The 23234-nt window shown below is 72.2% G+C and carries 15 protein-coding genes; 5 read left to right on the top strand and 10 right to left on the bottom strand.

Going from position 1 to position 23234, the window contains the following annotated elements:
* Positions 1–11: 11 nt before the first annotated feature.
* On the top strand, positions 12–3065 hold the full coding sequence (locus Vau01_RS57930) for an AfsR/SARP family transcriptional regulator (RefSeq protein WP_204011988.1): 3054 nt from the start codon (positions 12–14) through the stop codon (positions 3063–3065).
* On the opposite strand, the gene Vau01_RS57925 is transcribed toward Vau01_RS57930, so the two are convergent.
* A complete protein-coding gene (locus Vau01_RS57925; protein WP_204011985.1) occupies positions 3047–3796 on the bottom strand; it encodes an SDR family oxidoreductase in 750 nt (249 codons plus the stop codon). The two genes, Vau01_RS57930 and Vau01_RS57925, sit on opposite strands and share 19 nt — an antisense overlap.
* Positions 3797–3852: 56 nt before the next feature.
* On the opposite strand from Vau01_RS57925, the gene Vau01_RS57920 reads away from it, so the two are divergent.
* A complete protein-coding gene (locus Vau01_RS57920) occupies positions 3853–4305 on the top strand; it encodes a hypothetical protein (protein ID WP_204011982.1) in 453 nt (150 codons plus the stop codon).
* On the opposite strand, the gene Vau01_RS57915 is transcribed toward Vau01_RS57920, so the two are convergent.
* A complete protein-coding gene (locus Vau01_RS57915; RefSeq protein WP_204011979.1) occupies positions 4293–6410 on the bottom strand; it encodes a molybdopterin-dependent oxidoreductase in 2118 nt (705 codons plus the stop codon). The two genes, Vau01_RS57920 and Vau01_RS57915, sit on opposite strands and share 13 nt — an antisense overlap.
* A gap of 55 nt (positions 6411–6465) precedes the next feature.
* On the bottom strand, positions 6466–9255 hold the full coding sequence (locus tag Vau01_RS57910) for an ATP-binding protein (protein WP_204011977.1): 2790 nt from the start codon (positions 9253–9255) through the stop codon (positions 6466–6468).
* 76 nt (positions 9256–9331) lie between these two features.
* On the opposite strand from Vau01_RS57910, the gene Vau01_RS57905 reads away from it, so the two are divergent.
* Positions 9332–10561, top strand: coding sequence for a serine hydrolase domain-containing protein (locus Vau01_RS57905; RefSeq protein WP_204011975.1), 1230 nt, complete (start codon positions 9332–9334; stop codon positions 10559–10561).
* Between the two features lie 7 nt (positions 10562–10568).
* On the opposite strand, the gene Vau01_RS57900 is transcribed toward Vau01_RS57905, so the two are convergent.
* The 3 genes from Vau01_RS57900 to Vau01_RS57890 form a co-directional block, all read right to left on the bottom strand.
* Positions 10569–10907: a VOC family protein gene (locus tag Vau01_RS57900; RefSeq protein ID WP_204011974.1), complete on the bottom strand. Its 339-nt coding sequence runs from the start codon at positions 10905–10907 to the stop codon at positions 10569–10571.
* Entirely contained in the window at positions 10907–11704 is a 798-nt protein-coding gene (locus Vau01_RS57895) for a MerR family transcriptional regulator (protein ID WP_204011973.1), read from the bottom strand. Before Vau01_RS57895 ends, Vau01_RS57900 begins: the two co-directional genes overlap by 1 nt.
* 61 nt (positions 11705–11765) lie before the next feature.
* Complete coding sequence (locus Vau01_RS57890; RefSeq protein ID WP_204011972.1) at positions 11766–12416, bottom strand: hypothetical protein; 651 nt, start codon at positions 12414–12416, stop codon at positions 11766–11768.
* A gap of 161 nt (positions 12417–12577) precedes the next feature.
* Between Vau01_RS57890 and Vau01_RS57885 the strand changes: the two genes are divergently transcribed.
* Positions 12578–13441, top strand: a complete 864-nt coding sequence (locus tag Vau01_RS57885) for an alpha/beta fold hydrolase (protein WP_204011970.1) — start codon at positions 12578–12580, stop codon at positions 13439–13441.
* Here Vau01_RS57885 and Vau01_RS57880 read toward each other — a convergent pair.
* From Vau01_RS57880 to Vau01_RS57870, 3 genes are all read right to left on the bottom strand, one after another.
* Positions 13386–13973, bottom strand: a complete 588-nt coding sequence (locus Vau01_RS57880; protein WP_204011959.1) for an imm11 family protein — start codon at positions 13971–13973, stop codon at positions 13386–13388. The two genes, Vau01_RS57885 and Vau01_RS57880, sit on opposite strands and share 56 nt — an antisense overlap.
* The gene (locus Vau01_RS57875) at positions 13966–20655 is read right to left on the bottom strand and encodes an FG-GAP-like repeat-containing protein (protein WP_204011956.1); all 6690 of its coding nucleotides are present in this window, start codon (positions 20653–20655) and stop codon (positions 13966–13968) included. The genes Vau01_RS57880 and Vau01_RS57875 overlap by 8 nt, the downstream gene beginning before the upstream one ends.
* Before the next feature lie 211 nt (positions 20656–20866).
* On the bottom strand, positions 20867–21031 hold the full coding sequence (locus Vau01_RS57870) for a hypothetical protein (RefSeq protein ID WP_204011948.1): 165 nt from the start codon (positions 21029–21031) through the stop codon (positions 20867–20869).
* A gap of 13 nt (positions 21032–21044) precedes the next feature.
* On the opposite strand from Vau01_RS57870, the gene Vau01_RS57865 reads away from it, so the two are divergent.
* Positions 21045–21518, top strand: coding sequence for a hypothetical protein (locus Vau01_RS57865; RefSeq protein WP_204011944.1), 474 nt, complete (start codon positions 21045–21047; stop codon positions 21516–21518).
* 29 nt (positions 21519–21547) lie between these two features.
* Here the strand turns inward: Vau01_RS57865 and Vau01_RS57860 are convergent, their stop codons facing one another.
* Positions 21548–23029 (bottom strand): DedA family protein, encoded by a 1482-nt coding sequence (locus Vau01_RS57860; RefSeq protein ID WP_204011942.1) that lies wholly within the window; start codon positions 23027–23029, stop codon positions 21548–21550.
* Positions 23030–23234: the final 205 nt, after the last annotated feature.

Genomic DNA, 23234 nt, shown 5'->3' with positions numbered 1-23234 from the left:
AAGGGCGATGGGTGGAATTCCGCATCCTGGGGCCGCTTCAGGTGAGCGTCGACGCGGGTCCGGTGGCACTGAGCGGCCGACGGTCGCGCACGCTGCTCGCGGTACTCCTGACCCACCCCGGTCAGGTCGTCGCGGTCGACCATCTCATCGATGCCGTCTGGGACGGGCGTCCGCCCGCCACCGCCATCCGCCAGGTGCAGAACGAGATCTCGGTCCTGCGCCGCCTGTTGGGTGACGGGGCCGGCGGCACGGGCCGGACCACCATCGTCGCCGACGGCCGGGGCTACCGGGCCGAGCTGCGCCCCGGCGAGCTGGACTCCGAGGTCTTCGCCGACGGAGTCGCCCGGGCTCAGTCGCTGGTCGCCGACAGCCAGATCACCGAAGCGGCCGCCGAACTGCGGGCCGCACTGCGGCTCTGGCGCGGCCCGGCGTTGATGGGCCTTGGCGGTCGAGTCGTCGAGGCGGCGGCGGCGAGGCTCGACGAGCAGCGGCTCACCGCCATGGAGCAGCAGTTCGACCTGGAGTTGCGGCTCGGTCGCCATGACGACGTCGTGGGTGACCTCACCGAGCTGGTGGCGGCGAACCCGCTGCGCGAGCGCCTGGTCGGGCAGCTGATGCTCGCCCTGTACCGGGCCGGCCGCCAGGCCGATGCCCTGGAGGTGTACCACCTGTTGCGGGTCCGGCTCGCCGACGAACTCGCGCTCGACCCGGGGCCGCCGTTGCAGCGGCAGTTCGTGGGGATCCTCAACAGCGATCCGGCGGCCGGCGCACCGCGGCCGGAGCCGACACACCCGACGCCCCGGCAACTGCCTGCCGACGTGGCCGGGTTCACCGGTCGCGGCGAGCACCTCAAACAGCTGGACGAGCTGCTGCGGGACGACGGTGACCGGGAGACCGCGGTCGTGATCTCAGCGATCGCCGGTACGGCCGGCGTCGGCAAGACCGCCCTCGCGGTGCGCTGGGGGCACCGGGTGTCCGACCGGTTCCCGGACGGGCAGCTCTACGTGGATCTGCGCGGCCACGCGCGCGGAGAACCGGTCCGCTCGATCGACGCGCTGACCCAGTTCCTGCGCAGCCTGGGCGAACCGGCGGGGGAGATCCCGGCGGAGGAGAGCGCGGCGGCCGCCCGGTACCGCTCGTTGCTGGCCGAACGCCGGGTGCTGGTGCTGCTGGACAACGCGGCCGACGCGGCGCAGGTCCGCCCGTTGTTGCCGGCCAGCCCGGGCTGTCTGGTGCTGATCACCAGCCGCCACCGGCTCTCCGACCTGGTGGCCCGTGACGGCGCCCGCCGGCTGAGCCTGGACGTGCTGGGCGCCGACGAAGCGCAGCTGCTGCTGGTGCGGATCCTCGGCGGCGAGCGGGTGGCGGCCGAGCCCGACGCCGCCGCGGAGCTGGCGCGGTTGTGCTCCTATCTGCCGCTCGCCCTGCGGATCGCGGCGGCCACGCTGCTCGACCATCCGGTGGGGCAGATCGACGACCTCGTCGGCGAGCTTCGTCGGGACCCGTTGTCCATCCTGGAGACCGACGGCGAACACTCCGGCGTACGGGCGGCGTTCGAACTGTCCTACCGCGCGTTGACCGCGGACGCCCGGCGGATGTTCCGTCTCGCCGGCATGGTGCCCGGCCCCGACGTCACCGCGGAAGCCGCCGCCGCGCTCACCGGCACGACCGTGCCGATGGCCGGCCGGCTGCTGGAGCGACTCGCCGGCGCCCACCTGGTCACCGAGCATCGCTCCGGCCGCTACACCAGCCACGACCTGCTGCGGCAGTACGCGGCCGACCAGTCCCGGGCCGAGGACACCCCGGCGCTGCGTCGGCAGGCGCTGGAGCGGCTGTTCGACTGGTATCTGCACGGCGCCGACGCGGCGGCGACGGTGGTCTATCCGGATCGGCTCCGCCTGCCCGTGCCCCCGGGAGGGACCTCCGGCCCGGCATTCGCGACGGATACGGCCGCGCTGGCCTGGCTGGACGCCGAGCGGGCCAACCTGGTCGCCGCCATCGTGCACACCGCCGAGCACGGGCCCAGGCCGACCGCGTGGTTGCTGGCCGACACCCTGCGCAGCTACTTTCTGCTGCGCGTGCACACGGTCGACCTGGCCCGTGCGACGCGCGCGGCTCTGCGCGCCGCCGAGGCCGAGGACGACCTGCGCGCACAGGCCATCACGCTGCTCAGCCTCAGCAATCTCGACCACCGCCAACTGCGGTATGCCGACGCCGTCGAGCACTGCACCCGGGCCCGTGCCCTGGCCGAGCGTGCCGCCTGGGCCCAGGGCCAGGCCACCGCGCTCGGGATTCTCGCCACCGTGCACCGGGACGCCGGCCGGATCGAGGAAGCCGCCGCGGTGTACGACCAGGCACTGACCCTCTACCGCCAGGAGGGCTCGCGCAACGGCGAAGCGCTGACCCTCAACCACCTCGCCCGCACGTACTGGTATCTCGGCCGGTTCCCCGAGGCGATCGAGGCGGCCACGCACGCGGTCACCTTGCGCCGCGCGGCCGGATCACGCGAGGGTGAGGCCGCGGCCCTGGACACCCTCGGCGAGATCTGCCACGCCGCCGGCCGGCTCGACGAGGCACTGGCCCATCTCGGCCAGGCGCTCACGCTCACCCACGAAATCGACGACCGCGGCGTGGCCGCCTACACCCTGCGTGATCTCGCCGAGGTCCACCGCGATCGGGGCGACCTCCGGCAGGCGCTGGATCTGGCCCGTGCCGCGCTGACCCGCGGCCAGCAGCTCGGCGACGTCCGGATCGAAGTGGACGCGCTGAACACGCTCGCCACCGTCCACCACCGCCTCGCCCACGACCGGGAGGCCATTGCCCTCCATCAGCAGGCGCTCGAGCTGACCGGCGAGGTCCAGGAACGGTTCCCGCAGATCGAGGCGTTCATCGGTCTCGCCATGGCCTGGCACGGACTCGGCCGCACCGCGCAGGCCATCGAGTACGGGCGCCGGGCGCTCGCCGCCGCGGACCGGACCGGCTACCAGATTCTCGAGGACCGGGCCCGGGCCGTGCTGGGGCGCATCGCGCCATCCGAACCCCCGGGTCAGCCGCGGCCGACGTAGGGCATCGTCGTGGCCATCACGGTCAGGAACAGCACGTTGGCTTCCAGCGGCAGGCTCGCCATGTGAAGCACCGCGTTCGACGCGTGCCTCACGTCCATCGTCGGTTCCGGCGCCACCTGGCCGTCCGCCTGCGGCACTCCCTGACTCATCGCCGCGGTCATGTCGCTGGCGGCATTGCCGATGTCGATCTGGCCGCAGGCGATCCGGTACGGCCGGCCCTCCAGAGCGATCGCCTTGGTCAGCCCGGTGACGGCATGCTTGGTCGCCGTGTACGCGATCATGTACGGGCGCGGGACGTGCGCCGAGATCGAGCCGTTGTTGATGATGCGGCCGCCCTGCGGCGACTGGCCACGCATCGTGCGGAACGCCTCCTGGGCGCAGAGGAAGGCACCGGTGAGGTTGGTGTCGACCACCGTGCGCCACTGCTCGATCGGCACGTCCTCGATCGGGCCCGGCGCTCCCGACGTGCCGGCGTTGTTGAACAGCAGGTCGACCCGGCCGAAGCGGTCGCGGGCCTGGGCGAACAGGTCGGTCACGGCGGTCGGGTCGGTCACGTCGGTGGGAACCACCAGGGTGGCCTCCGGCGCGGCCGCCGCGGTCTCGTCCAATGTGGACGCCCGGCGGCCCGCGAGCACCACCCGGTAACCGGCGCCGAGCAGATCGATGCTGACCCGTCGGCCGATTCCGGAACCGGCGCCGGTCACGACCGCTACCGGTCCATCTGCCCGCACCCGGCCGAGTCTAGGCCGCTATCCGGTGAGTCCGGTGCGACCCGGAGGATGGTCCGATGAGTAGTGGACCGCCGAGACGGCTTGCCATCGACCACGACGACTACCACGCCGAGCATGTCGGGCGCACGGCCGACGGAAGGCAGTTCTTCCTGACCCGGCCGTTCGATCCGGGCACCCATGAGGGCAACGACGGCCAGGAGTTCGTCGCCCTGTTCCTGTTCGACGCCGACGGCTGTTTCCTCGAGGCGAAGATCGACGCGTTCGGGCCGCGGGAGACGATGGACCGTGCCGCGGCCAAGGCGGCGTACGACGGCAGGCTGCGGGAGCTCGGCGACGTCACGTTCACGCGCATCGAGATCGAGCCGTTCGCGGTCGAGCGGTTCGGCACGACCATCGGTCTCATCCCGCGGGCGCCGGACGATGATGACGACCGGTGGTGGGTCACCATCGAGCCCGGCGACTACATGGCGTTCACCGAGCCCTGGGACAGCGGCGACTACGACACCTGAGCGGTTCGATCCCCACCGTCCCGGCCACGCAGCGACACGGGGATGCCGTTCAGAACCGCGTTGCCGGACAGCGGATCGATCGCCAGGTCGTCGGTGAGCAGGTTGGTGTTCACGCCACCGGGCAGGTGCCGGGCGACGGACATCTCCACGCCGGGCAGGTCGTGCCCGAAGCCGTGCGGGATGCTCACCACGCCTGGTGCGATGTCGTCGGTGACCTCCACGGTGAGCTCGACCTCGCCGACCCGCGACGTCACCCGGGCCCGGCCGCCGGCCACCAGGCCCAGCCGGTCCGCGTCGCCCCGGTTGACCACCACTGTGCACAGCGGACGGCCCTTCACCAACGCCGGGACGTTGTGCATCCACGAGTTGTTGGTACGCAGGTGCCGCCGCCCGACGACGACGAACGTGTCCGGCTCCGGCGGACGCGGGTCCAACCTGGACACCTCGGCGGCGATCGGCTCGGGGCACAGTTCGATCCGGCCCGACGGGGTACGCAGGATCTCCGGCACCCGCGGCTCCAGCGGTCCGAGGTCCACCCCGTGCGGCTCGGCGAGGAGCCGGTCCAGCGACAGTCCGTACGGGCCGGCGCGCAGGCGCGCGTCCAGGATGCCGCGAGCCTGCGCCGCGCCGTCCGTGGCCACGTCGGGACCGGCGCCGGTGAGGATCGCGATCAGGCGCAGCAGGATGTCGCACTCGTCTAGGGCGTCCGGGGGCAGCGGCACCACCGGTGGCGAGAAGCGGGCGACGTTGCGCACCGCGAAATGGTAGAAGGCCATGTCGTAGTGGGCCTGCTGGCTGGGCGGTGGCGGTGGCAGCAGTACATGGGCATGTCGGGTGGTCGCGTTGACGTACGGGTCGACGCACACCATGAAGTCCAGCCCCGCGATCGCGCCGTCCAGCCGGGCCGAGTTGGGCAGCGACAGCACCGGGTTGCCGGCAACGGTCAGCAGCGCGCGCACCTGGCCCTCGCCGGGCGTCAGGATCTCGTCGGCCAGCGTCACCGCTGGCAGTTCACCGAGGACCTCGGGCAGCCCGCGCACCCGGCTGTGCCAGCGGCCGGTGCGGAAGCCGGCGCCGGTCCCGGTGCCCCGGCGGCTGTGGGCGGGCAGGGCGAACATCGCGCCACCCGGCCGGTCCAGGTTGCCGGTGAGCACGTTGAGCACGTCCACCAGCCAACTGGTGACGGTTCCGTGCGGCACCGTGGTCGTGCCGATGCGGCCGTACACGGCGGCCCTGGGTGCGGCGGCCAGGTCGGCGGCCAGGTCCCGGATCGCGGTCGGGTCCACCCCGCAGGCGGGCGCCACCACGTCGGGGGAGAACCGGGCCACCAGGTCGCGCACCGCCGCGACGCCGGTCAGATGCGGCTCCAGGGCGCCCGGGGTCACCAGGTCCCGGGCGAACAGCTCGTGCACCATGCCGAGCAGCAGGAACGCGTCGGTGCCGGGACGGATCGGCAGGTGCCGGTCGGCGACCCGGGCCGTCCGGCTGCGGCGCGGGTCGACCACGACCAGCCGGCCACCCCGCGCGCGTAGCGCCGCCAGCCGGCCGGGCAGGTCCGGCACCGTCCACAGCGAACCGTTGGACGACATCGGGTCGGCGCCGAGCACCAGCAGGAAGTCGGTGCGGTCCACGTCGGGCACCGGCACCGCGAGCGGGTTGCCGAACAGATGGCCGCACGATACGTGTTTGGGCATCTGGTCCACGGTGGACGCCGTGAAGATGTTGCGGGAACCGATCGCTTTGCGAAGCGGCGCGGCGAACAGGTTCCCGGCGAGGGTGTGCACGGTCGGGTTGCCCAGGTACAGCGCGACCGCGTCCCGGCCGTGTGCCGCGATGACCCGGCCAAGGCCCTCGTCGACGGCGGCGAACGCCTCGTCCCAGGTGGCCGGCACGAGCTTGCCGTCGCGCCGCACCCGCGGCGTCCGCACCCGGTCGGGGTCGGCGTCCAGGCCGCCCAGCGCCGCACCCTTCGGGCAGACGAAGCCGCGGCTGAGCACGTCGTCGCGGTCTCCGCGCACGCCGGTGATCCGCCCGTCGAGCATGGTCAGCTCCAGCCCGCAGGTCGCCTCGCAGAGCGGGCACGTGGTGTAGGCGGTGCGTTCCATCGGCCTCCATGCAACCGGTGGCCACCCGGTGCCGGCAGTATGGGAACCACAACAGCTAAGGGGAGCGGTCCATGGCGTCGAGGACCCGCGCCAGTTCCAGGCGGGACGCGACCCGCAGCTTCGCGTAGATCCGCGTCAGGTACACCTCGACGCTGCGCGGGCTGTAGTGCAGGGCGGCGGCGATCTCGCGGTTGCGCATGCCCTGCTGCACCAGCCGGGCGACCCGTTCCTCCGACTCCGTCAGCAGCCCGTCGCCGCCCCGCCGGGCGCGTGGCACCTTGATGCCCAGCTCCTGCAGTCGACGGCCGGCCCGTCGCCGCAGGCCGTGCGCGCCCAGCCGGCCGAAGGTGCGGTACGCGTCGACCAGCGCGGCCCCGTCGCCCTCGTCGTGCTCGCCGAGCAGCAGCTGGGCCCGCGCGCATTCGAAGGTGAGCCCGCCGGCCCGCGCGCCGGTCACCGCCTCCCGCAACGCCTGGGGGTCGGCGCGTACGCCGCCCACGGTGCGGTGCACGACGGTCAGCGACCACGGCGACACGCTCGTGGCCGCCATCCGAACCAGGTCCTTGACCAGCCCGTCGATGTCCTCGCCGGCCGGTTCCAGTTCGATCAGCCGGGACAGCAGCAGGCAGCCGTACGGCGTGTCGCCGGCCCGGTCCAGCTCGGCGCGCAGGACGGTGGCGGCGCCGCCGGGGTCGCCGGCCGCCGCCCGGTAGCCGGCCAGCGCCCAGATGTACAGGCCGGCCAGGTTGAGCACCCGCGGCACCGAGCGGTCGGCCAGGGCCGCGGCGAGGGTCAGCTCACCTCGCCACGTCCGCATCTCCAACTCGACGGCGGCCAGCGCGCCGGCGAGCGTCGCCTCCCGCCGCACGGCCAACTCGGCACCGACGGGGCGCACGCTCTCCAGCGCCTGGTCCCACCGCCCACCCAGCCAGTCCAGAACCACCCGGGTCAGGGCCAGCTCGCCCGGGAACAGCTGGGTGGCTCCGCCGTCGACGAGGTCGGTGGCCTCGCGGAGCCGACCGGACGCCACCGTCACCAGGCCGGCCAGGGCCTCGGTGGACGCGGACACGGCCAACGCCTGCAGCCGCAGCGTCGCGGATCCGCCACTGGCCCGCACCGCCCGGTCGCCCAGTGCGACGGTCCGCTCGTGCCGGCCGAGCATCGAGGTCAGCATGGCGAGCTGCCCACAGACCACCACGTCTTCGGCCGGTGACGCGGTGACGGCCGACTCGGCGAGGGCACCCTGCTCGGCCGCCTCGTCCAACCGGCCGGCGAAGGCCAGCATCACCGCCCGCTGCGCCAGCAGGGCCGCCGGTGGGTCACCGGTGGCGACCAGCGCGTCGGCCACCTCGATGACCTCCCCGATGCGGTCGAGGAGGAACAGGCTGCTGATCACGGCGGTCCCGGTGCGGTAGCGCTCCGGGCCGGGCGGCAGCAGGCCGAGCGCCTCCCGGCCGCACGCCGCCGCCTCGGCCGGCCGGGACGCCCGGGCCAGCGCCCGGCAGCGCAGCGAGAGCAGCCCGGCGGCGCCCTCCCCGTCGGGGCCGAGGAGGGAGAGGGCGCGCTCGCACAGGCCGGCGGCCGTCTCCGGGGCGCTGCCGAGGGCCGATCGGGCGGCGTCGGCCAGCACCATCACCGCGTCCGCGTCTGCGGGCTCCGCCGACTCGGACACGTGCCGGGCCAGATCGAGCAGGTCGACCGGTTCGCCGCGCGAGCGTGCGGCGGCCAGGGGCCGGGCCGCCCGCCCGTGCAGCTGCCGCCGCTGGGCCGGCCCGATGTCGTCGTACAACGCCTCGGCGACGATCGGATGCGCGAACCGGTAGCGTCGCTGCTCGTCCCGCACCGCAACGGTTGGGTTGTCGCCGGGAGAGGCGACCGCCACGCCCGCCCGGACGAGTTCGTCGAAGGCCGCCGCCACGGCCGGCTCGGGCAGGTCCGCGACCTGCGCGACCAGCCCGATGCGCGCCAGGTCGACGGTGCGCAGCACCGCGAGCGCGCGGGCGACCTCGCGGCAGGCGGGCCCGAGCGGGACGACCCGGCGCAGCACCGCGTCGCGGCGGTCGAGCCGGATCCGGTCGGGCGGCACGTCCAGGCGCACCGCGTCGCCGGCCCGGGTGAGCAGGCCGGACCCGGCCAGCGACCGGGCGATCTCGATCGCGAAGAACGGGTTCCCGTCCGCGCGCAGGTGCAGTTGCGCGGCGAGGGTGTCGTCCGGGCGGCCGCCCAGGGCCGGCGTCACCACGTCGGCGATCTGCTCCGGGGTCAGGACGCCCAGCTCCAGGGGGACCAGTTCGGCCCCCTCGGCCAGCCGGGCGAGCAGTTCCTCGGCCGCCGGGCTGGGCTCGGCCAGATGGCTACGCGTCGACAGCAGTACCGCCAGCGGTGCCGGGGCCAACCGGCTCAGCACCACGGTGAACAGGGTCAGGCAGTCCTCGTCGAGGTCGGCGACGTCATCGGCGACGACGACCAGCGGTCCCGCCGCCGACAGCGCGGCGAGCAGGCGCGTCGTGGTGGCGCACGCGCGGGCGAAGTCCGAACCGGAGCCGGCCTCCAGGGCGGCGACCGTTTCCGCCCGCAGCCCGTCGGTGTAGGCGTTGTCGGGCTGCAACGCCCGCACCGCGGCGGCCAGCGTGCCGTACGGGATGCGGCGCTGAAGCCGGTCTCCCGGTACGGCCAGCACCCGCCAGCCACGGCTCCGCAGCCGGTCGGTGGCCTCGACCAGCAGCCGGGACCGGCCGATGCCCGCCTCCCCGGACACGGCGACCGCGACCAGCCCACCGGTCGGCACCGGGAGGACGGCGTCGAGCACCTGCGACAGCTCCGCGGCCCGACCGGCGAACGGCATGCGACCACGGTACCGATGTTATGAGTGCGGAACTTCGTACTGTCGCGCCGGGATCGCCGGTGCTGCGATCGCGGGTATGGCGATCGACGGCACCTTCGACCCCCGCTTCGCCGGGGTCCGCGACGAGTTCGAGCGCAACTTCGCCGAGCGTGGCGAGGTCGGCGCGTCGGTGTGCGTGACGGTCGACGGCGAGACCGTCGTCGACCTGTGGGGCGGCACCGCCGACCCCACCACCGGTCGGGTCTGGGACCGGGACACCCTCGGCCATGTCTGGTCGGCGACGAAGGGCGCCACCGCGCTGTGCGCCCACATCCTCGCCGCCCGGGGCCAACTCGACCTCGACGCACCGGTCGTCACCTATTGGCCGGAATTCGGCAAGAACGGCAAGGAGTCGGTCCTGGTCCGGCACCTGCTCAGCCACCAGGCCGGCCTGCCGGCCGTCCGCGCGCCGCTGCCGGCGGGGTGCTTCTACGACTGGCAGCTCATGGCCGACGCGCTGGCCGCGGAGGAGCCGTTCTGGCGCCCCGGTACCCGCAACGGCTACCACGCGCTGACGTTCGGCTTCCTGGTGGGCGAGGTGGTGCGCCGGGTCAGCGGCCGCAGCCTGGGCACGTTCTTCGCCGACGAGGTGGCCGGTCCGTTGGGGCTGGAGTTCTGGCTCGGCCTGCCGGCGGAGCACGAGCCCCGCGTCGCGCCGACGGTCCCCGCCGCGCCGGCCGGGCCGGGCGACGCCGTGCCCAGTTTCTACGTGGCGGCGCTGTCCGACCCCGCGTCGGTGCCCGGTCTGGTGCTGGCCAACAACGGCGGCTACATGCTGGTGCCGGGCGAGTCCGACAGCCGGGCGGCGCACGCGGCCGAGATGGGCGCGATCGGCGGGATCACCCAGGCGCGCGGACTGGCCGGCATGTACCGCCCGCTGGCGCTGGGCGGCACGGTGGACGGGGTGACCCTGGTCGGTCCCGCCCAGCTGTACCGGATGGGCGCGGTGGTCGCGGCCACCTCGGTGGACGCGGTCCTCCTGGTACCGACCCGCTGGTCGATGGGCTACACCAAGACCATCGACAACAGCCACCTGCCGGTCGCCGACCGGGAGGGCCTCCTGCTGACCGAGACCGCGTTCGGGCACCCGGGCATGGGCGGCAGCCTCGGCTTCGCCGACCCGGGGCTGCGGCTGTCGTTCGGGTACACGATGAACCGTCAGGGCACCGGGCTCGGGGTCAACGAGCGTGGCCAGTCACTGGTCGACGCGGTGTACCAAGCGCTGGGCTGCCGCCGGGTCGACGACGCCGGCCACTGGTACCACTGACGACGGTTCAGGCCACACAGAACTCATTTCCGGACGGGTCCTGAAGAACGATCCACCGATGGTCGTGTTCGTCATGTTCGGCCTGGTAGGTGGCGCCGAGGTCGATCAGGCGCTTCACCTCCGAGGCCCGGTCGTCGGCGGTCAGGTCGAGGTGGCAACGGTTCTTGGCGGACTTGGGTTCGTCGACCTTGAGGAACATGAGTGTCGGGCCGGGATCCGCGGCGCCGATGGTCGCGAAGTACTCGTTGGCACCGTCGTCGACGGGGTGTCGAAGTGCCCGCGACCAGAAGCCCGCCAGTGCCGCGGCGTCGGTGCAGTCGAACGTGATGTGGGCGAGGGTGAGCATTAGTCCTCCGGGACTCGAACGGGCCAGCAGATCTCCGTGCGGTAGCCGTCCTCGGCCACCTCGTCGTCGGGCCCGATCACGTAGATCTCCCGGATCCGGTCGGCGATGGCGAGGTTGGTGCCGGCCAGCCAGCCGCCGAGCGCCCGGTAGCCGGCCGACATGCTCCGGTAGGGCCCGACGAACTCGGCGACGGCGAACCGGCCGCCCGGCAGGCGGGCGGTGCCGCGCTCGGCCGGAACGTAGGCGGTGACGGGCATGGGTTCGTCGTGGTACTCGACCGGGAACAATGCCCCGGGTGGGCCGGCGGCGACCGCGCCCGCCTCGGCGACGGAGGCGTAGAGCAACGGGTACGCCTCGCCGAGGAAGGCGGCGAACTGGTCTTCGCGGACCTCGCCGGTCATGGTGAAGGCCCGAACGGGCGGCATCGTCCGCTCGGTCACCACGGCCGGCGTCACCGCCGCCGGATCGGCGAGCAGATCACCGGTGACCCGCAGGATCTGCTCCACCCGCGCCTGCTGGGCCAGCGTCCGTTCGTGATGTTCGACCAGTACCCGGCGGGTCACCGCCGGGTCCCGGGAGGCGAGCACCTCCCGAATCGCGGCCAACGGCACGTCCAGCGCACGCAGGTGCCGGATCACCGCGGCGTCACCGAGTTGGGCGACGCCGTATCCGCGGTAACCCGTCCGCAGATTCACCACAGCCGGCACGAGCAACCCGGACTCGTGGTAGGCGCGCAACGTGTTCGCCGAGATCAACGTGGCACGCGAGAACGCGCCGATCGGCAGAAGATCGTCCACGGCTCCCAGTGTCAACCTTCACCCGGGGCGAAGGTCAACGAACGCCGGTCGGGGTCACCGATCAGTAGTAGTTGACGTCGAGGCCGGAGCGCTGTTCGAAGTCCTCCAGGCCGTCTTCGACCGGGGTGCCGACGAAGAGGGTGGTGTGCCTGCGGTCGTGGGCCACCACCACCCGGTGGTCGCGGTCGACGTAGCCGAGCAGGGGTCCGCCCTCGCGCAGATCCGGGTCACCGACGGGGGTCAGCAGGCTGGCCAGCCTGGCGCTGTCGGCTTCCGCCAGTTCGGACTCGCCGGATTCGTCGCAGGCGAGGGCGGCCTGCCAGCAGCCGACGCCGAGCAGGAACGCGGACAGGGTCTTCGCCTCGAGGCTCCACCGGCCGACGTCGGGACCGTCGGTCATCTGCACGTACACGGCGGGGTTGGGTCCGGTCAGTTCGCTCAGCCGCAGCCCCCACTCCATCACGTGCTGGTTCTCGTGGCAGAACACCAGATGCCCGTCGGTGACGCGCAACCGTTCCGGCGTCTGGAACCGCGAATGGGCCGACATCATCCCGTCGTAGCGGCCGGCCACCGCGTAGAAGTCCCGCAGCGGCGCCGGCACCGTCACGTCGAGTCCGGCCACGGCGGTGGCGATGTCGTCGGCATCGATGCCGTCCCGGTCGGGCCCGTCAAAGGCGGTCGCCACGACCAGTTCCAAAGGCTCAACGATCATGCGGCTGTGTATACCTGCCGTCGTCGGCCCGCACCAGGTCCGGGAGGGCAGCCCGTCGGGCGTCAGCGGCCTCGCCGGCCCATCGACATACCTGGTTAACTCGGCCCTGCGTCGGAGGCGACACTGACGGCTGCCGTCCGGCATGCGGATGAGGAGGCACCATGCGCGACCGTACGCTGCGGATCGGGACACGGCTCGGCGAGATCGCGGTCACCGTCCGGGGCAACGGATCCGCGGCGGCGCCGGCGATCGTCATGTGGCCGAGCCTGCTCATGGACCACACCCTGTGGGCGGCCCAGGTCGAGCACTTCGCCGGGCGGTACACGACGGTGGCTGTCGACCCGCCGGGCCATGGGCGGAGCAGCCCGCTCGGCCGGACCTTCACCTTCGACGAGTGCGCCGACGTGATCACGGCGATCCTCGACTCGCTGGGCATCGAACGCACGCACCTGCTCGGCAACTCCTGGGGTGCGATGATCGGCGGCACGTTCGCGGCCCGCCATCCCGACCGGATCGGCTGTGCGGTCCTGTTGAACGGCACCGCGTCGGCTCCGCCGAACCGACAACGGTTCGAGTACGGGGCCCTGCTGACGATGGCCCGGCTGCTCGGCGGAGTCCGCCCGCCGTTGACCCGCTCGGTGGTGCGGGCCTTCCTCGGTCCGACGTCACGACGCGAACGGCCGGCCGCGGTGCGACACGTGCTGGCCGGCGCCCGAGCCGTCGACGTGCGGTCGGTGTCGTACGCGATCCGCAGCGTCGTCCCGCTGCGGCCCGACCAGTCGGAACTGTTCGGGACGATCCGAACCCCGGTGCTGGTGGTCGCCGGACGCGAGGACACGACGTTCCCGTTGCCCGAGGTCCGACGGATGGCCGAGGTCATTCCGGGCGCCGAACTACAGATCCTCGACGGGGCGGCGCACCTCGTCGCGCTCGAGGTTCCCGACGCGGTCAACGCGCTCGTCGACGACTTCATCGACCGCCGGGGTTCGTCGCACCGGGGCGAGCACCTACCTCCCGGAATGTGACTCCACTGTGGAGTCCGGTGGCCCGGATGCGTTCCACCATCGTGGACGTGAAGTAGAGGGGGCCGAACAGCATCTGCGGGATCTTGAACACGGCGGATCCCGTCAGGAGCTCACCGCGGAATGCGGCCCTGCGGATGTCGAGGATCTGCGCCGGCCCGAGCCGGAGCACATCGGAGCGTTCCTCGTCGAGTGCGTCGATGACCCGGGTGGCGTTGAAGACAACCAGGTTCGCGTCGGCGCACGCGAGCGGCAGCAGTTCGCCGTGGTCGGCCAGCAGCGGGCCGACCACGGCGATCGCCGTGTCCCGGAGGACGAGGACATGTCTGCCCAGCCACGGCAGGTCCGCCGGGCGCAGCGGTCGGCCCTCGTTCGCCCGCAGCAGGTACATCGGCACCGGAGACCAGGTGGCGGCGCGTCGTGTGCCGTCGAATCCGGCGAAGAGTCCGATGTCCTCGTCGTCGAGCGGCAGAGTCCACTCCGAGCCCTCCTCGACCCGCAGTTTGAAGATGCGCGGAGGGGTGGCGTCAGTCAACCCAGGTTCCCGTTTCCAACATCGTCCTGATGTCGTTCAGCGTACGCAGCACCGCCTCCCTGCCACCGACGATGTCGGCGTTGCGGATCCAGTCGTTGACGTTGGCGTAGTAGGCCTCGTGGTGCAACGTGGAGTGGACCGTCGCGCCCGTTGGGTTCGGCGACGTCGAATTCGCCGGCAGGAACACGCCGTTCTCCGCCGAGTTGATGTCGATCCCGTGCTTTTCCAGTACCGCCCGCGCCGGCGCCGACGCGTCGCTGCGGCCCTTGCCCGCCACGATGTGGTGCGCGGCGCTGCCCTCCGGCCGCTTGACCCGGGTCTTCGCTTCGATGTTCCGGCCGAGGACGGAGGAATCCGGCCTCGAGGACGCCGTCAGCGTCGGCGGTCCGTTCCCCGATGCGGGCCCGCCTACGGCCGCCGGCGGGGCCGCGACGACGGTGCCCGCCGTGCCCTCGCCACCGCCGGTCGGCCCGCCGTCGGAGGGCATTGCCGCGGCGTGCATCATCGTCGCCACACCGGACGCCACGTCGATGGCGGCTTCGGCCATCGCGCCGGTCGAGACCGCGACGACGGGCACGCCGGCGGGGGCACCGGCCCCGGTCACCGTGAGTGCCCCGCCGCCGGCCGTCCCGAAGGCGCCCGCGACGAACTGACCGACGCCGTACACGGCCTCCCCGGCGCCACGGGCGAACTCGAAGGTGCGGCTCGGTGGGTCGATGGAAAGGACAGCTCCGGCGATGGAGCCGCCGGGTACGGCGCTGAGCGCCACGCCGGCGGTGAACCCGGCGGCGGCCTCACCCAGCGTCGAGTCGCGGACCGCGTCGGCGATCTGCTCCACGGCCGCCTGGATCTTGTAGAACGCTCTCGGGTCCCGACCGTCCGGGTCGAGGTAGGCGAGCGGGTTGTTCGCGGCGTATCCGTACGGCTGGAGCAGGTCGGCGGCTGCCATCGTCGGGGCGGTGCCGCCGCCGGGCGCGCCGGCCTCGGCGACCCGCGCGACGAGCCGGTCCGCGGGCGCCGGGCCCTCGGTCACCCCGACGATGCTCGGGTCGGCCGAGAGGAACCGGCCGAGGACCGGGTCGTAGAGCCGACCGTCCATGTCGATCAACCCGAGGTCGGCGTCGTGGTCGTGCCCGGTGAAGCCGCGCTCACCGGTCACCCGCCAGTTCGGGTCGAGGTTCGCCCCGTACGCGGTGAACCGCTGGCTGTGGCCACGCGCGGCGGCCGGGTCGCTGTGGTCGAGCGGCGAGCCGAGCCGGTCCGGGTGCTCGTAGGTGACGGTTCTGGTCTGCAGCGTGCCGGACGACTCGGTCTTCACCACCTGCGCGACGGTCTTGTCGCCGGCCCGCACGTAGTAGCGGTGCTCGGTGGTGCCGCCGCCGGCCGGCTCGCGGCGTTCGTACAGTCCCGAGACGTACGTGGTCGTGGCGTCCGGGGCGCGTCGCTGCACCCGCTCTTCGGCCGCGTTGTACCGGAACGTCGTCGTCAGACCCGGCCCGGTTCCGAGGGAGATCGAGGTCGGCAGGTTCGCCGGCGACCAGGTGACCGCCTGCCTGCCGCCGGCGACACCCGGACCCGTCCGGCCGACCTGGTTGCCGGCCGCGTCCCAGCTGTACGCGTTCTGCCCGGCGGTGATGGGGGCGTGGGGCAGGATGTCGGTCGCCGGCCGGTAGGTGTACGTCCCGACGCCGCTCTTGGACGTGAAGTTGCCGGCCGTGTCGTAGGCGAACGACTCGTCCACCTGGCCGGGGGTCGCCGGGTTGTTGCCCGTCAACAGCTGGGTCTGCGTCAGCCGGTTGACGGTGTCGTATGTGTAGCTTCTCGACCGGTCCGCGCGGACGCCGTCGCGCATGTGCTTGACGCTTCCGACCGCGTCGTAGCCGTACTCGAGATTCTGCACCGTGCCGGCGCTGCCCGCCGCGACCACGCTCAACGGCCGTCCGCTCAGCGGTTGGAACCTCGACGTGGTGGTGACGTTGTTGCCGAGCCGCTCCACGCCGACGCGGTAGCCCTGGTCGTCGTCGACGAAGGTCCAGTACGGATTGTTCGTGGTGGCGTCCCGGACGGCGGTGAGCAGGCCGCCCGCGTCGTAGGCGTAGGTGACGCCGAACGCCTCGCCGGCGGCGCCCGGGTACTCCAGACGGGTGTTGCGGCCGAACTGGTCGTAGCCGTAACCGAGGCGGTACGAGCGACCGTCGATGGTCTGCTCCGTCGCGGCCAGCAGACCGCGGTTCGGGCCGCTCGCCGGCACCGGCTCGTAGCTGAGCTGGGTGAAGCCGTCTTCGGGGTTGCTGACCTGCGTCAGCTTGCCGATCGCGTTCGGGCCCGGCCCGTCGTAGCGCCAGGTCGCGATGCCGCGCGGATCCGTGCGCCGGGTGATCCGGCCCAGCTGGTCGTAGACGTTCTGGGTGGTCTGCCCGCGCGGGTCGGTGTGCTGGGCCAGCTGCCCGTACGCCGTCCACGTGTAGGTGTGGCGGCCCGTGTCGCCGCTCGCGACGGCGGTGGTGCGTCCCCACCGGTCCGTTTCGAAGGTGGTCACCGAGCCGCGCGGGTTCACGATCCGGCGCGCCGCTCCGAACGGTCCGTACTCGACCTGGGTGACCGACCCGGCGGCGTCCACGGTGGCCACCAGCGCCTCGTCGACGTCCTTGACCTGGACGGTGCGCCGGCCGAGCGGGTCGGTGACCGCGACGGCATCGGCGGCGGAGGCGCGGACCTCGGCGGTGAACGCCGCCGCCGACGGCGCCTCGTCCGGCCCGCCATACCGCACGTTCGTGGTGGCGATGCCACCCGTGGCGTTGTCGTCGGGCCGCTGCGTGGTGACGAGGCGACCGAGCGCGTCGTAGATGTTGCGGGTGGCGCCCTGGCTGGTGTCGTTCGGCAGGTGCGGTCGGGACACCGTGAGCGGGCGGCCGGCGAAGTCGAAGGTGGACTCGGTGACCACGGTCGTGCCGGCGTACCCGTTCGCCCGCGTCTCGACGGTCCGACCGAGCGCGTCCTGGAACTCGGTCGACGTGGCACCGCCCGCGATCAGCTTCGTGGTGCGGACCCGTGCCCGCGGGTTCGCGCTCGTATCCGTGTCCACGCGGGCGTACGTGGTCACGGTGTCCCCGTTCGGCCCGCGTTCGCGGGCGAGCCGGCCGAACCCGTCGTACGCGGAGCGCGTCACGACGCCGTTCGGGTCGACGCGCACGAGCACCGTGCCGAGCCGGGTGTCGGTGACCAGTTGGGTGACGTGCCCCATGGGGTTCGTCTCCCGCGTCGGGAACAGCGTCGCCATGTCGTACGAGAACTGCGTCGTGCGCGTACCCAGGCCCGTGGCGCTCATCTGCTGGCTGATGACGTGGCCGTATTCGTCGTGGGTGCCCATCTCGGACGTCCGGTACACGGGGTCGTCCGGTTCCCGAACGGACGTGAACGGGAGCGCGCGGTCACCGGCCGTGTAGGTGAACGCCGTGGTACGCACCTCGGTGCGACCCTGCCGGGTGTGGGTGGTCTTCACCCGCGTGCGCAGGCCGATGAGCCAGTTGGTGCGCCGGGACGGGGTCGCGTCGTACGTGTTCTCCTCGACGGTCCGTTCGATCTCCGCGCCGGAACCGTTGCGCACCAACGTGTTCGTGGACGTCAGGTTGCCGTCCCCGTCGTAGGCCGTCGACGTCAGCGACGACCTCACGCCGCGGATGTCGGCGGACGACCGTTGCGCGGTCACCGTGCTGGAGCGGCTCTCCTCGACGGCGAACGGCACCGACTCCGGCGACAGTTTGACGGCGTACCTGATCGGGCCGGTCTCGACGATGCGCTGCACGGTGCGGGGCGTGTCCAGGCCCTCCGTCACGCCCGCGGACACGATCCGCTCATTGGTCAGGCGGCCGGCATTGGGGTACCAGTGCCGGATCGGCGAACCGGTCGTCGTGTTCAGGTACGTGGTGTTGTCGTAGTCGCTCGTGACCGACTCGATCACGTCGGTGTCGGCCTCACCCCACGTCGTCGTCACGCGCCGGGCGAACCCCAGGTTTCCGCGGCCGTACCAGGCCCGCTTGCCGTCCTGGTACGTGATCCGCTGGAAGCTGATCCGCCGGAATGTCTCGGTGGGAACCCCTGGTTGCCGCTCGGCGACGCGGACCTGGACGCTGGACACCAGCGGGCCGGCCCGGTTCAGGCACCAACCGCGCCGCGATTGGCAGAAGGTCGTCCGTTGGTAGGTCCGGTTCCCGGCCGCGTTGGTGGCCGAGTAGTCGAACGTGATGGTCTCGCCCATGCCGTCGCGGGCGCTGACGAGGAAGTTGCCCCGGGCGTGGTTGCCCCACCGGATCGTCAGCTGGCCGGCCGGGTTGCCGACCTGGTCGACCAGCCCCGGCGCGTCGGCCACCAGGATGAGGTCGCTGCTGCCGTCGCCGTCGACGTCGCCGCGCACCGGCAGCGAACGCTCCGCCAGGTTCATCGTGCCGACCAGTTCGGGGCGGGTCGTGGCACGGTCCTGCGTCTTGTGCACCACCCAGCGCAGGTTCGCCGGCTGGCGCGGGTCACCGATCGGCATCAACACGTCGTCGCGGCCGTCGTTGTCGTAGTCGACGAACTGTGCACGGGCGAAGCTGTACGCGCTGACCCGGTACCAGTCCCACGCCGGATCACCGACCAGCGTGGGCATGGGGGACGTGAAGCCCTTGCCGGCGTTGATGTGCACCCGTACCGGATTGGCCTGGGTCCCGTCGTAGCGCAGGATGTCGTCGAGGCCGTCGCCGTCGACGTCGAGCACGCGCATCTGCCATTTCCGCGCGTACGTCGTGGCCGTGACCTGGCCGCTGTCGTCGCCGGGATCGGTGTTGGTCACGTCGCCCGCCCAGTACGGCGTGAGGTCGTAGATGTCCTCCGGGGCGGGCAGGGACGCGTCGATCGTCTCGTTGAACGTCAGCACCGGCTCCGACCAGCGGGCACCGGTCGCGTCGATCGACAGCGCCTCCCACGTCTCGGTCCAGACAAACGTCTGCGGGTTGGGCGAGCTGTCGAACGTCCACTGCCGCTTGAGTGCGTTGACCACGCCGTCGGCGTCGAAGTCGACGAACATCGGCGCCTCACACGGCTCGGGCGGGCCACCGGTGATGCCGGTCAGCGGTGACAGGCCCTGGTGACCGTAGTTCGGCAGCGTCCGGGCCGCCTCGAAACCGAGGCCCGGACCGCGGTTGAGGTACAGCAGCAGCGAGGCCGACTGGCATCGCAGCACGTCGGCGAGCGCATCGCCGTTGAGGTCGGCGAGCCAGAACGACTCCACCTGGGCGGTCGGGATCACCGGGATCTGCTCCTGCGTGAACCCGGTGCCGGTGGACACCAGGACCTTGCCCTGCGTATGGCCGTCGCAGGTGCTGACCAGGTCGTCGCGGTTGTCGCCGTTGTAGTCGATGACGCTGTCCTGCGAGATGCACCAGAACGTGAACCCCAGCGAGGGCTGCGACCCGAGTCCCGTGTCCCGCACGGTGTACGGGTTGGTCCGGTCGCCGGTGGCCAGCGCGAGGCGGTACGTCCACGATCCGCTGCAGCTGTTCAGCGCCGGGTCGCACGTGTACCGCGCCGTCGGCGCCGGGTACACGAGGTCGTCCAGGCCGTCGCCGTTCGCGTCGAGCACGATGGTGCGACCGACGGCGTAACTGCCCAGCCCGTTGCCGAACATCGACGAGACGGCGGGCCCGTTCGTCGGCGTGGCCGAGAAGCCCTGCGAGTTGTCGTAGGTGAACGTCGTGGGCGGCTTGCACACCTCAGCGGTCGGGTCGTCGACACACTCGCGCAGCCGCAGGAGCCGGCTGACGTCCTGGCGCGCGTCGTATTCGAACTTGTACCGGCGCACCACCGTGCCGCCGACCACCGTCTCGATCCGGTTGATCCGCCGCCACTCCAGCTCCCGCATGCCATGGGTGTGCGCCATCCACCCGTCGGCCCGGTCCTCGTAGACGAACCGGATCGACCGGTCGTGCGCCCGCGCCCCGGTGCCCGACGAGCGGTGGCCGCCGTACCGGACCTCCGACGGCGCGGACCGGGTGCAGGTCGGCGCCTGGGCCGGGCCGGTACACGCCCGCGCGTACACCATCTCCAGGTAGTTGCCGTTGCGGTCCTGCTCCTCCTTGACCGCCCACCGCCGGTTCGACGCACCGGCCCACACCTCGATCGCGTCCGCGGCGAATCCGTACCGCAGGATCCGACCGTCCTTGCGACGCACCTCGAATCCCGCCGGCCCGATCGCCGCCCCACCCGGGCGGCTCAGCACGATGCGCGTGTGCGAGTCCACCTCGGTGCGGTACTCCGAACCGTCCGCGCCGTAGGTCCCGCGCACCACCACGAGCAGTTGCCCGTCGAGACAGAACGCGTCCGGCCGCCCGGCGGGGTCCCCGACCGGCCGCGCGTACCCGTCGGACTGGGCCGAGGCCAACGCACACCGCTCGATCGCGGAGAAGCCGGAGACCTCCCACCCCTCGCCGGCGACCCCGTCCCTGGCACCGGACGTGTACGACAGGGCGATGCTCGGGGACAGATCGGCGATCCCCGGTGGCGCCACGATGGGCACCGTGTAGGTCGCATGGCCGTCGTTGGTCACGCCGTGCGTGCCCTCCAACGCGCCCACCGCCGCCGTGGGCTCCCGCGGCAACGGATCCGTGTCCGCGGCCTCCGCCGGCACGCGAGGCAACAAGGTCATCGCAACGACCGACACCGACACGACGAGCGTGAACACGAGGAGGTGCACGACCCACCGCCGCCGGCCCGGGTCGGGATGGAACCACGCACGCACACGCCTGGAAAACCGCGAAGCGCTGATTGACCGCGAAGCGCGCACGTCGGGTCGCCTCCACCCTGCGAGGGTCCGAGCTACGGTCCCGGACCACCGCACGCAGGATGCGCCGGCGCCTTCATCGAAGTTGCATTGAAACATTCATCGATGAGATCGGATCCGCTGCAACCGGGTTGCAATCGGGATCGGCATGATGCGGCTGCGGATCCGCGTCCGTCACCTGACCGATTGGATACATGATGAGTGAAACGCGGGTGAGAAGGCTTCGCACCACGGTGGTCATGTTGGGTGCCGTCGTGGCAGGCCTGATATTTCCGGCACCTGTGTCGGCGTCCACCGCTGCGGCGGCTCAGGACACCGTTGTCCAGCAGCCCTTCGCCGCCGACTCCGGTGACGCGTGCCCACATGGCCGCACCAAGGGCCTGCTCGGCTGGCATCTGCCGCCGTTGGGCGGCGGCCCGGTCGTCGCCGACGTGACCGGGATTCTCGTGGACCAACCGGTGTCCGGGGACGTGTCGACACCCGAATGCGCCGACGACTTCCGGTTCTCGACGGTCACCTTCACCGCGATCGCGGGTGCGAGGGTGGTCGACACCGAGTCTGCGCGCGTCGACAACGGCACCGTCAGGTTCGCCTTCCGGCTCGCCGCCGTGACGGCGACACCGATCGACCTGGTCGTGGTGCAGGTGTGCCGGGTGAACCTGGACCCGGCGCCGTTCACGTTCTGCGGCCCGAAACAGCAGTACCGGGCACCGATCGCGATCTCGTAGGGGACCGTGGACCTCCTTCGTAGCCCCGGCTACGAAGGAGTCCCGGGCGGCGACGGCTCACGGGTCTGGTCGGATGGTGGGTCCGGGTCGGCCGCGACCGTGTGGTCGCGGGTGGTCCAGGCGACCATGAACACGGCCGTCCACAGCACGCCGACGAGCACCGACGTGACGGCCTCGCTCGCATAGCTCCAGCCGAGGTAGACCCGCGCGCCGACGATGAGGACCGTGCCGGCAGCCGCGCCGGTCCACGCGGTGACCGCCCACGGCCAGTGCACGTAGCGGGCGACCAACCAGGCCAGCGTGCACAGGCTGGCGGTGACGACCGGGCCGGCGCCGAACAGCCGGGCCGTCTCGAACGGCTCCACCGAGTCCGGCGTCGGCAGCACCGACCGGCCGGCCGGGTCGTCGGCGTCCGCGTGCGGCAGCACCCTGGCCGCGATCGCCAGCAGCACCAGGGGCAGGAACGCCCCGACGGTGCCCAGCATCGTCACCAGGTCCGCCCGCCCGGCCTCGTCGCGCCAGGCCCGGTTCTGCCAGGCGTGGTATCGCCAGCCGAGGAACAGCGCGACCAGCGCCACCACCGCGGTGAGCACCGATCCGCGGGCGGTGGTGACGATCGCGGTCGCCGCCGAGTCGACGTCGGAGGCCGCGCGGTCGCGCAGGCTCCGGGCGATCGCGGTGTCCAGTTCGGACAACCCGCTGTAGTCCACGAGCGCACTCACCAGCCAGATCAACCCGAGGCTGCCGACGAACAGGAGCGCCAGCCCGATCACCAGGTTGATCACCAGTGCCCAGCCGGGACCGATGTGCAGGGACAGCCGGGCGTACAGCGCGCCGTGCCGGCGCTGCAACCAGCGCAGCGCCGGCAGGAGGCCCGTGCGGGCCAGCAGCGCCCGGGTCGGATCGGGGTTGCGGCCCAGCCAGCGCCCGACCAGGACAATCAGCAGTACGCAACCGACGAACGCGAGCACCGCCCCGGTGGCCCGGCCGAGTCGCTCCGAGACCTCCTTGTAGGAGGTGCCCGCCAGGTAACCGATAAGCACCGAGGTGCAAACCCAGGTGACCACACCGACGGCGTTCCACGGCCCGAACTCGCGGTACGGCATGCCGGCGCTGCCGGCCAGCCGTGGCACCAGCGTCCGGATGAACGCGATCCACCGGGCGGCGAAGACGCCCCGACCACCCATCCGGCGCAGCATCGAGTGGCCCCGGTCCCACCGCTGGTCACCGACCCGCCGGCCGACCCGGCTGGCCCGCACGCGCGGGCCGTAGCGGCGGCCCGCCCGCCAGGCCAGGAAGTCGCCCACCAGGGCCGCGACCGTCATGACCAGCAATGCCGGCAGCAGCCGCAGCGTGCCGAGGTACGCGAGGAAGCCGACGAGCAGCAGGGTCGCTTCGGCCGGCAGCACAAGCCCGAAGATCCACGCCGTTTCGGCGGTCACCAGCAGGGCGGCCACCAGGTAGATCAGCGCCGGTGGCAGCTGCTCCACCAGCGTCAGCAGAACCTGCACGCGGTTTCCCAGGTCACCAATCGACCTTGCCAGACCCCGCCAGGACGGGGATCCGGGGGATCCCCTACGACGCAGCCGCTCACGGTAGGGCGGGCACCGGCTCCATGCGGCGTCGGCGGTCATCACCGCAATGAGCCATTCCGAGTAACGAAGTGTGATGTAGCGTAACTGGCGTGGGGTGGATGCCGGCGACACGCTGAACGTG

The organism is Virgisporangium aurantiacum (assembly GCF_016863635.1).
In the GTDB taxonomy this organism is placed as follows: domain Bacteria; phylum Actinomycetota; class Actinomycetes; order Mycobacteriales; family Micromonosporaceae; genus Virgisporangium; species Virgisporangium aurantiacum.
The sequence above is the reverse complement of the archived record's forward strand: the minus strand, read 5'-3'. Positions and strand labels throughout refer to the sequence as shown.

Bases quoted from the DNA above. Each gene is read 5' to 3' on its own strand.
- Vau01_RS57885 (WP_204011970.1), top strand. From the start codon at position 12,578: ATGCGCGACCGTACGCTGCGGATCGGGACACGGCTCGGCGAGATCGCG.
- Vau01_RS57900 (WP_204011974.1), bottom strand. From the start codon at position 10,907: ATGCTCACCCTCGCCCACATCACGTTCGACTGCACCGACGCCGCGGCA.
- Vau01_RS57920 (WP_204011982.1), top strand. From the start codon at position 3,853: ATGAGTAGTGGACCGCCGAGACGGCTTGCCATCGACCACGACGACTAC.
- Vau01_RS57875 (WP_204011956.1), bottom strand. From the start codon at position 20,655: ATGACCTTGTTGCCTCGCGTGCCGGCGGAGGCCGCGGACACGGATCCG.
- Vau01_RS57910 (WP_204011977.1), bottom strand. From the start codon at position 9,255: ATGCCGTTCGCCGGTCGGGCCGCGGAGCTGTCGCAGGTGCTCGACGCC.
- Vau01_RS57905 (WP_204011975.1), top strand. From the start codon at position 9,332: ATGGCGATCGACGGCACCTTCGACCCCCGCTTCGCCGGGGTCCGCGAC.
- Vau01_RS57890 (WP_204011972.1), bottom strand. From the start codon at position 12,416: ATGATCGTTGAGCCTTTGGAACTGGTCGTGGCGACCGCCTTTGACGGG.
- Vau01_RS57915 (WP_204011979.1), bottom strand. From the start codon at position 6,410: ATGGAACGCACCGCCTACACCACGTGCCCGCTCTGCGAGGCGACCTGC.
- Vau01_RS57870 (WP_204011948.1), bottom strand. From the start codon at position 21,031: ATGACCACCGTGGTGCGAAGCCTTCTCACCCGCGTTTCACTCATCATG.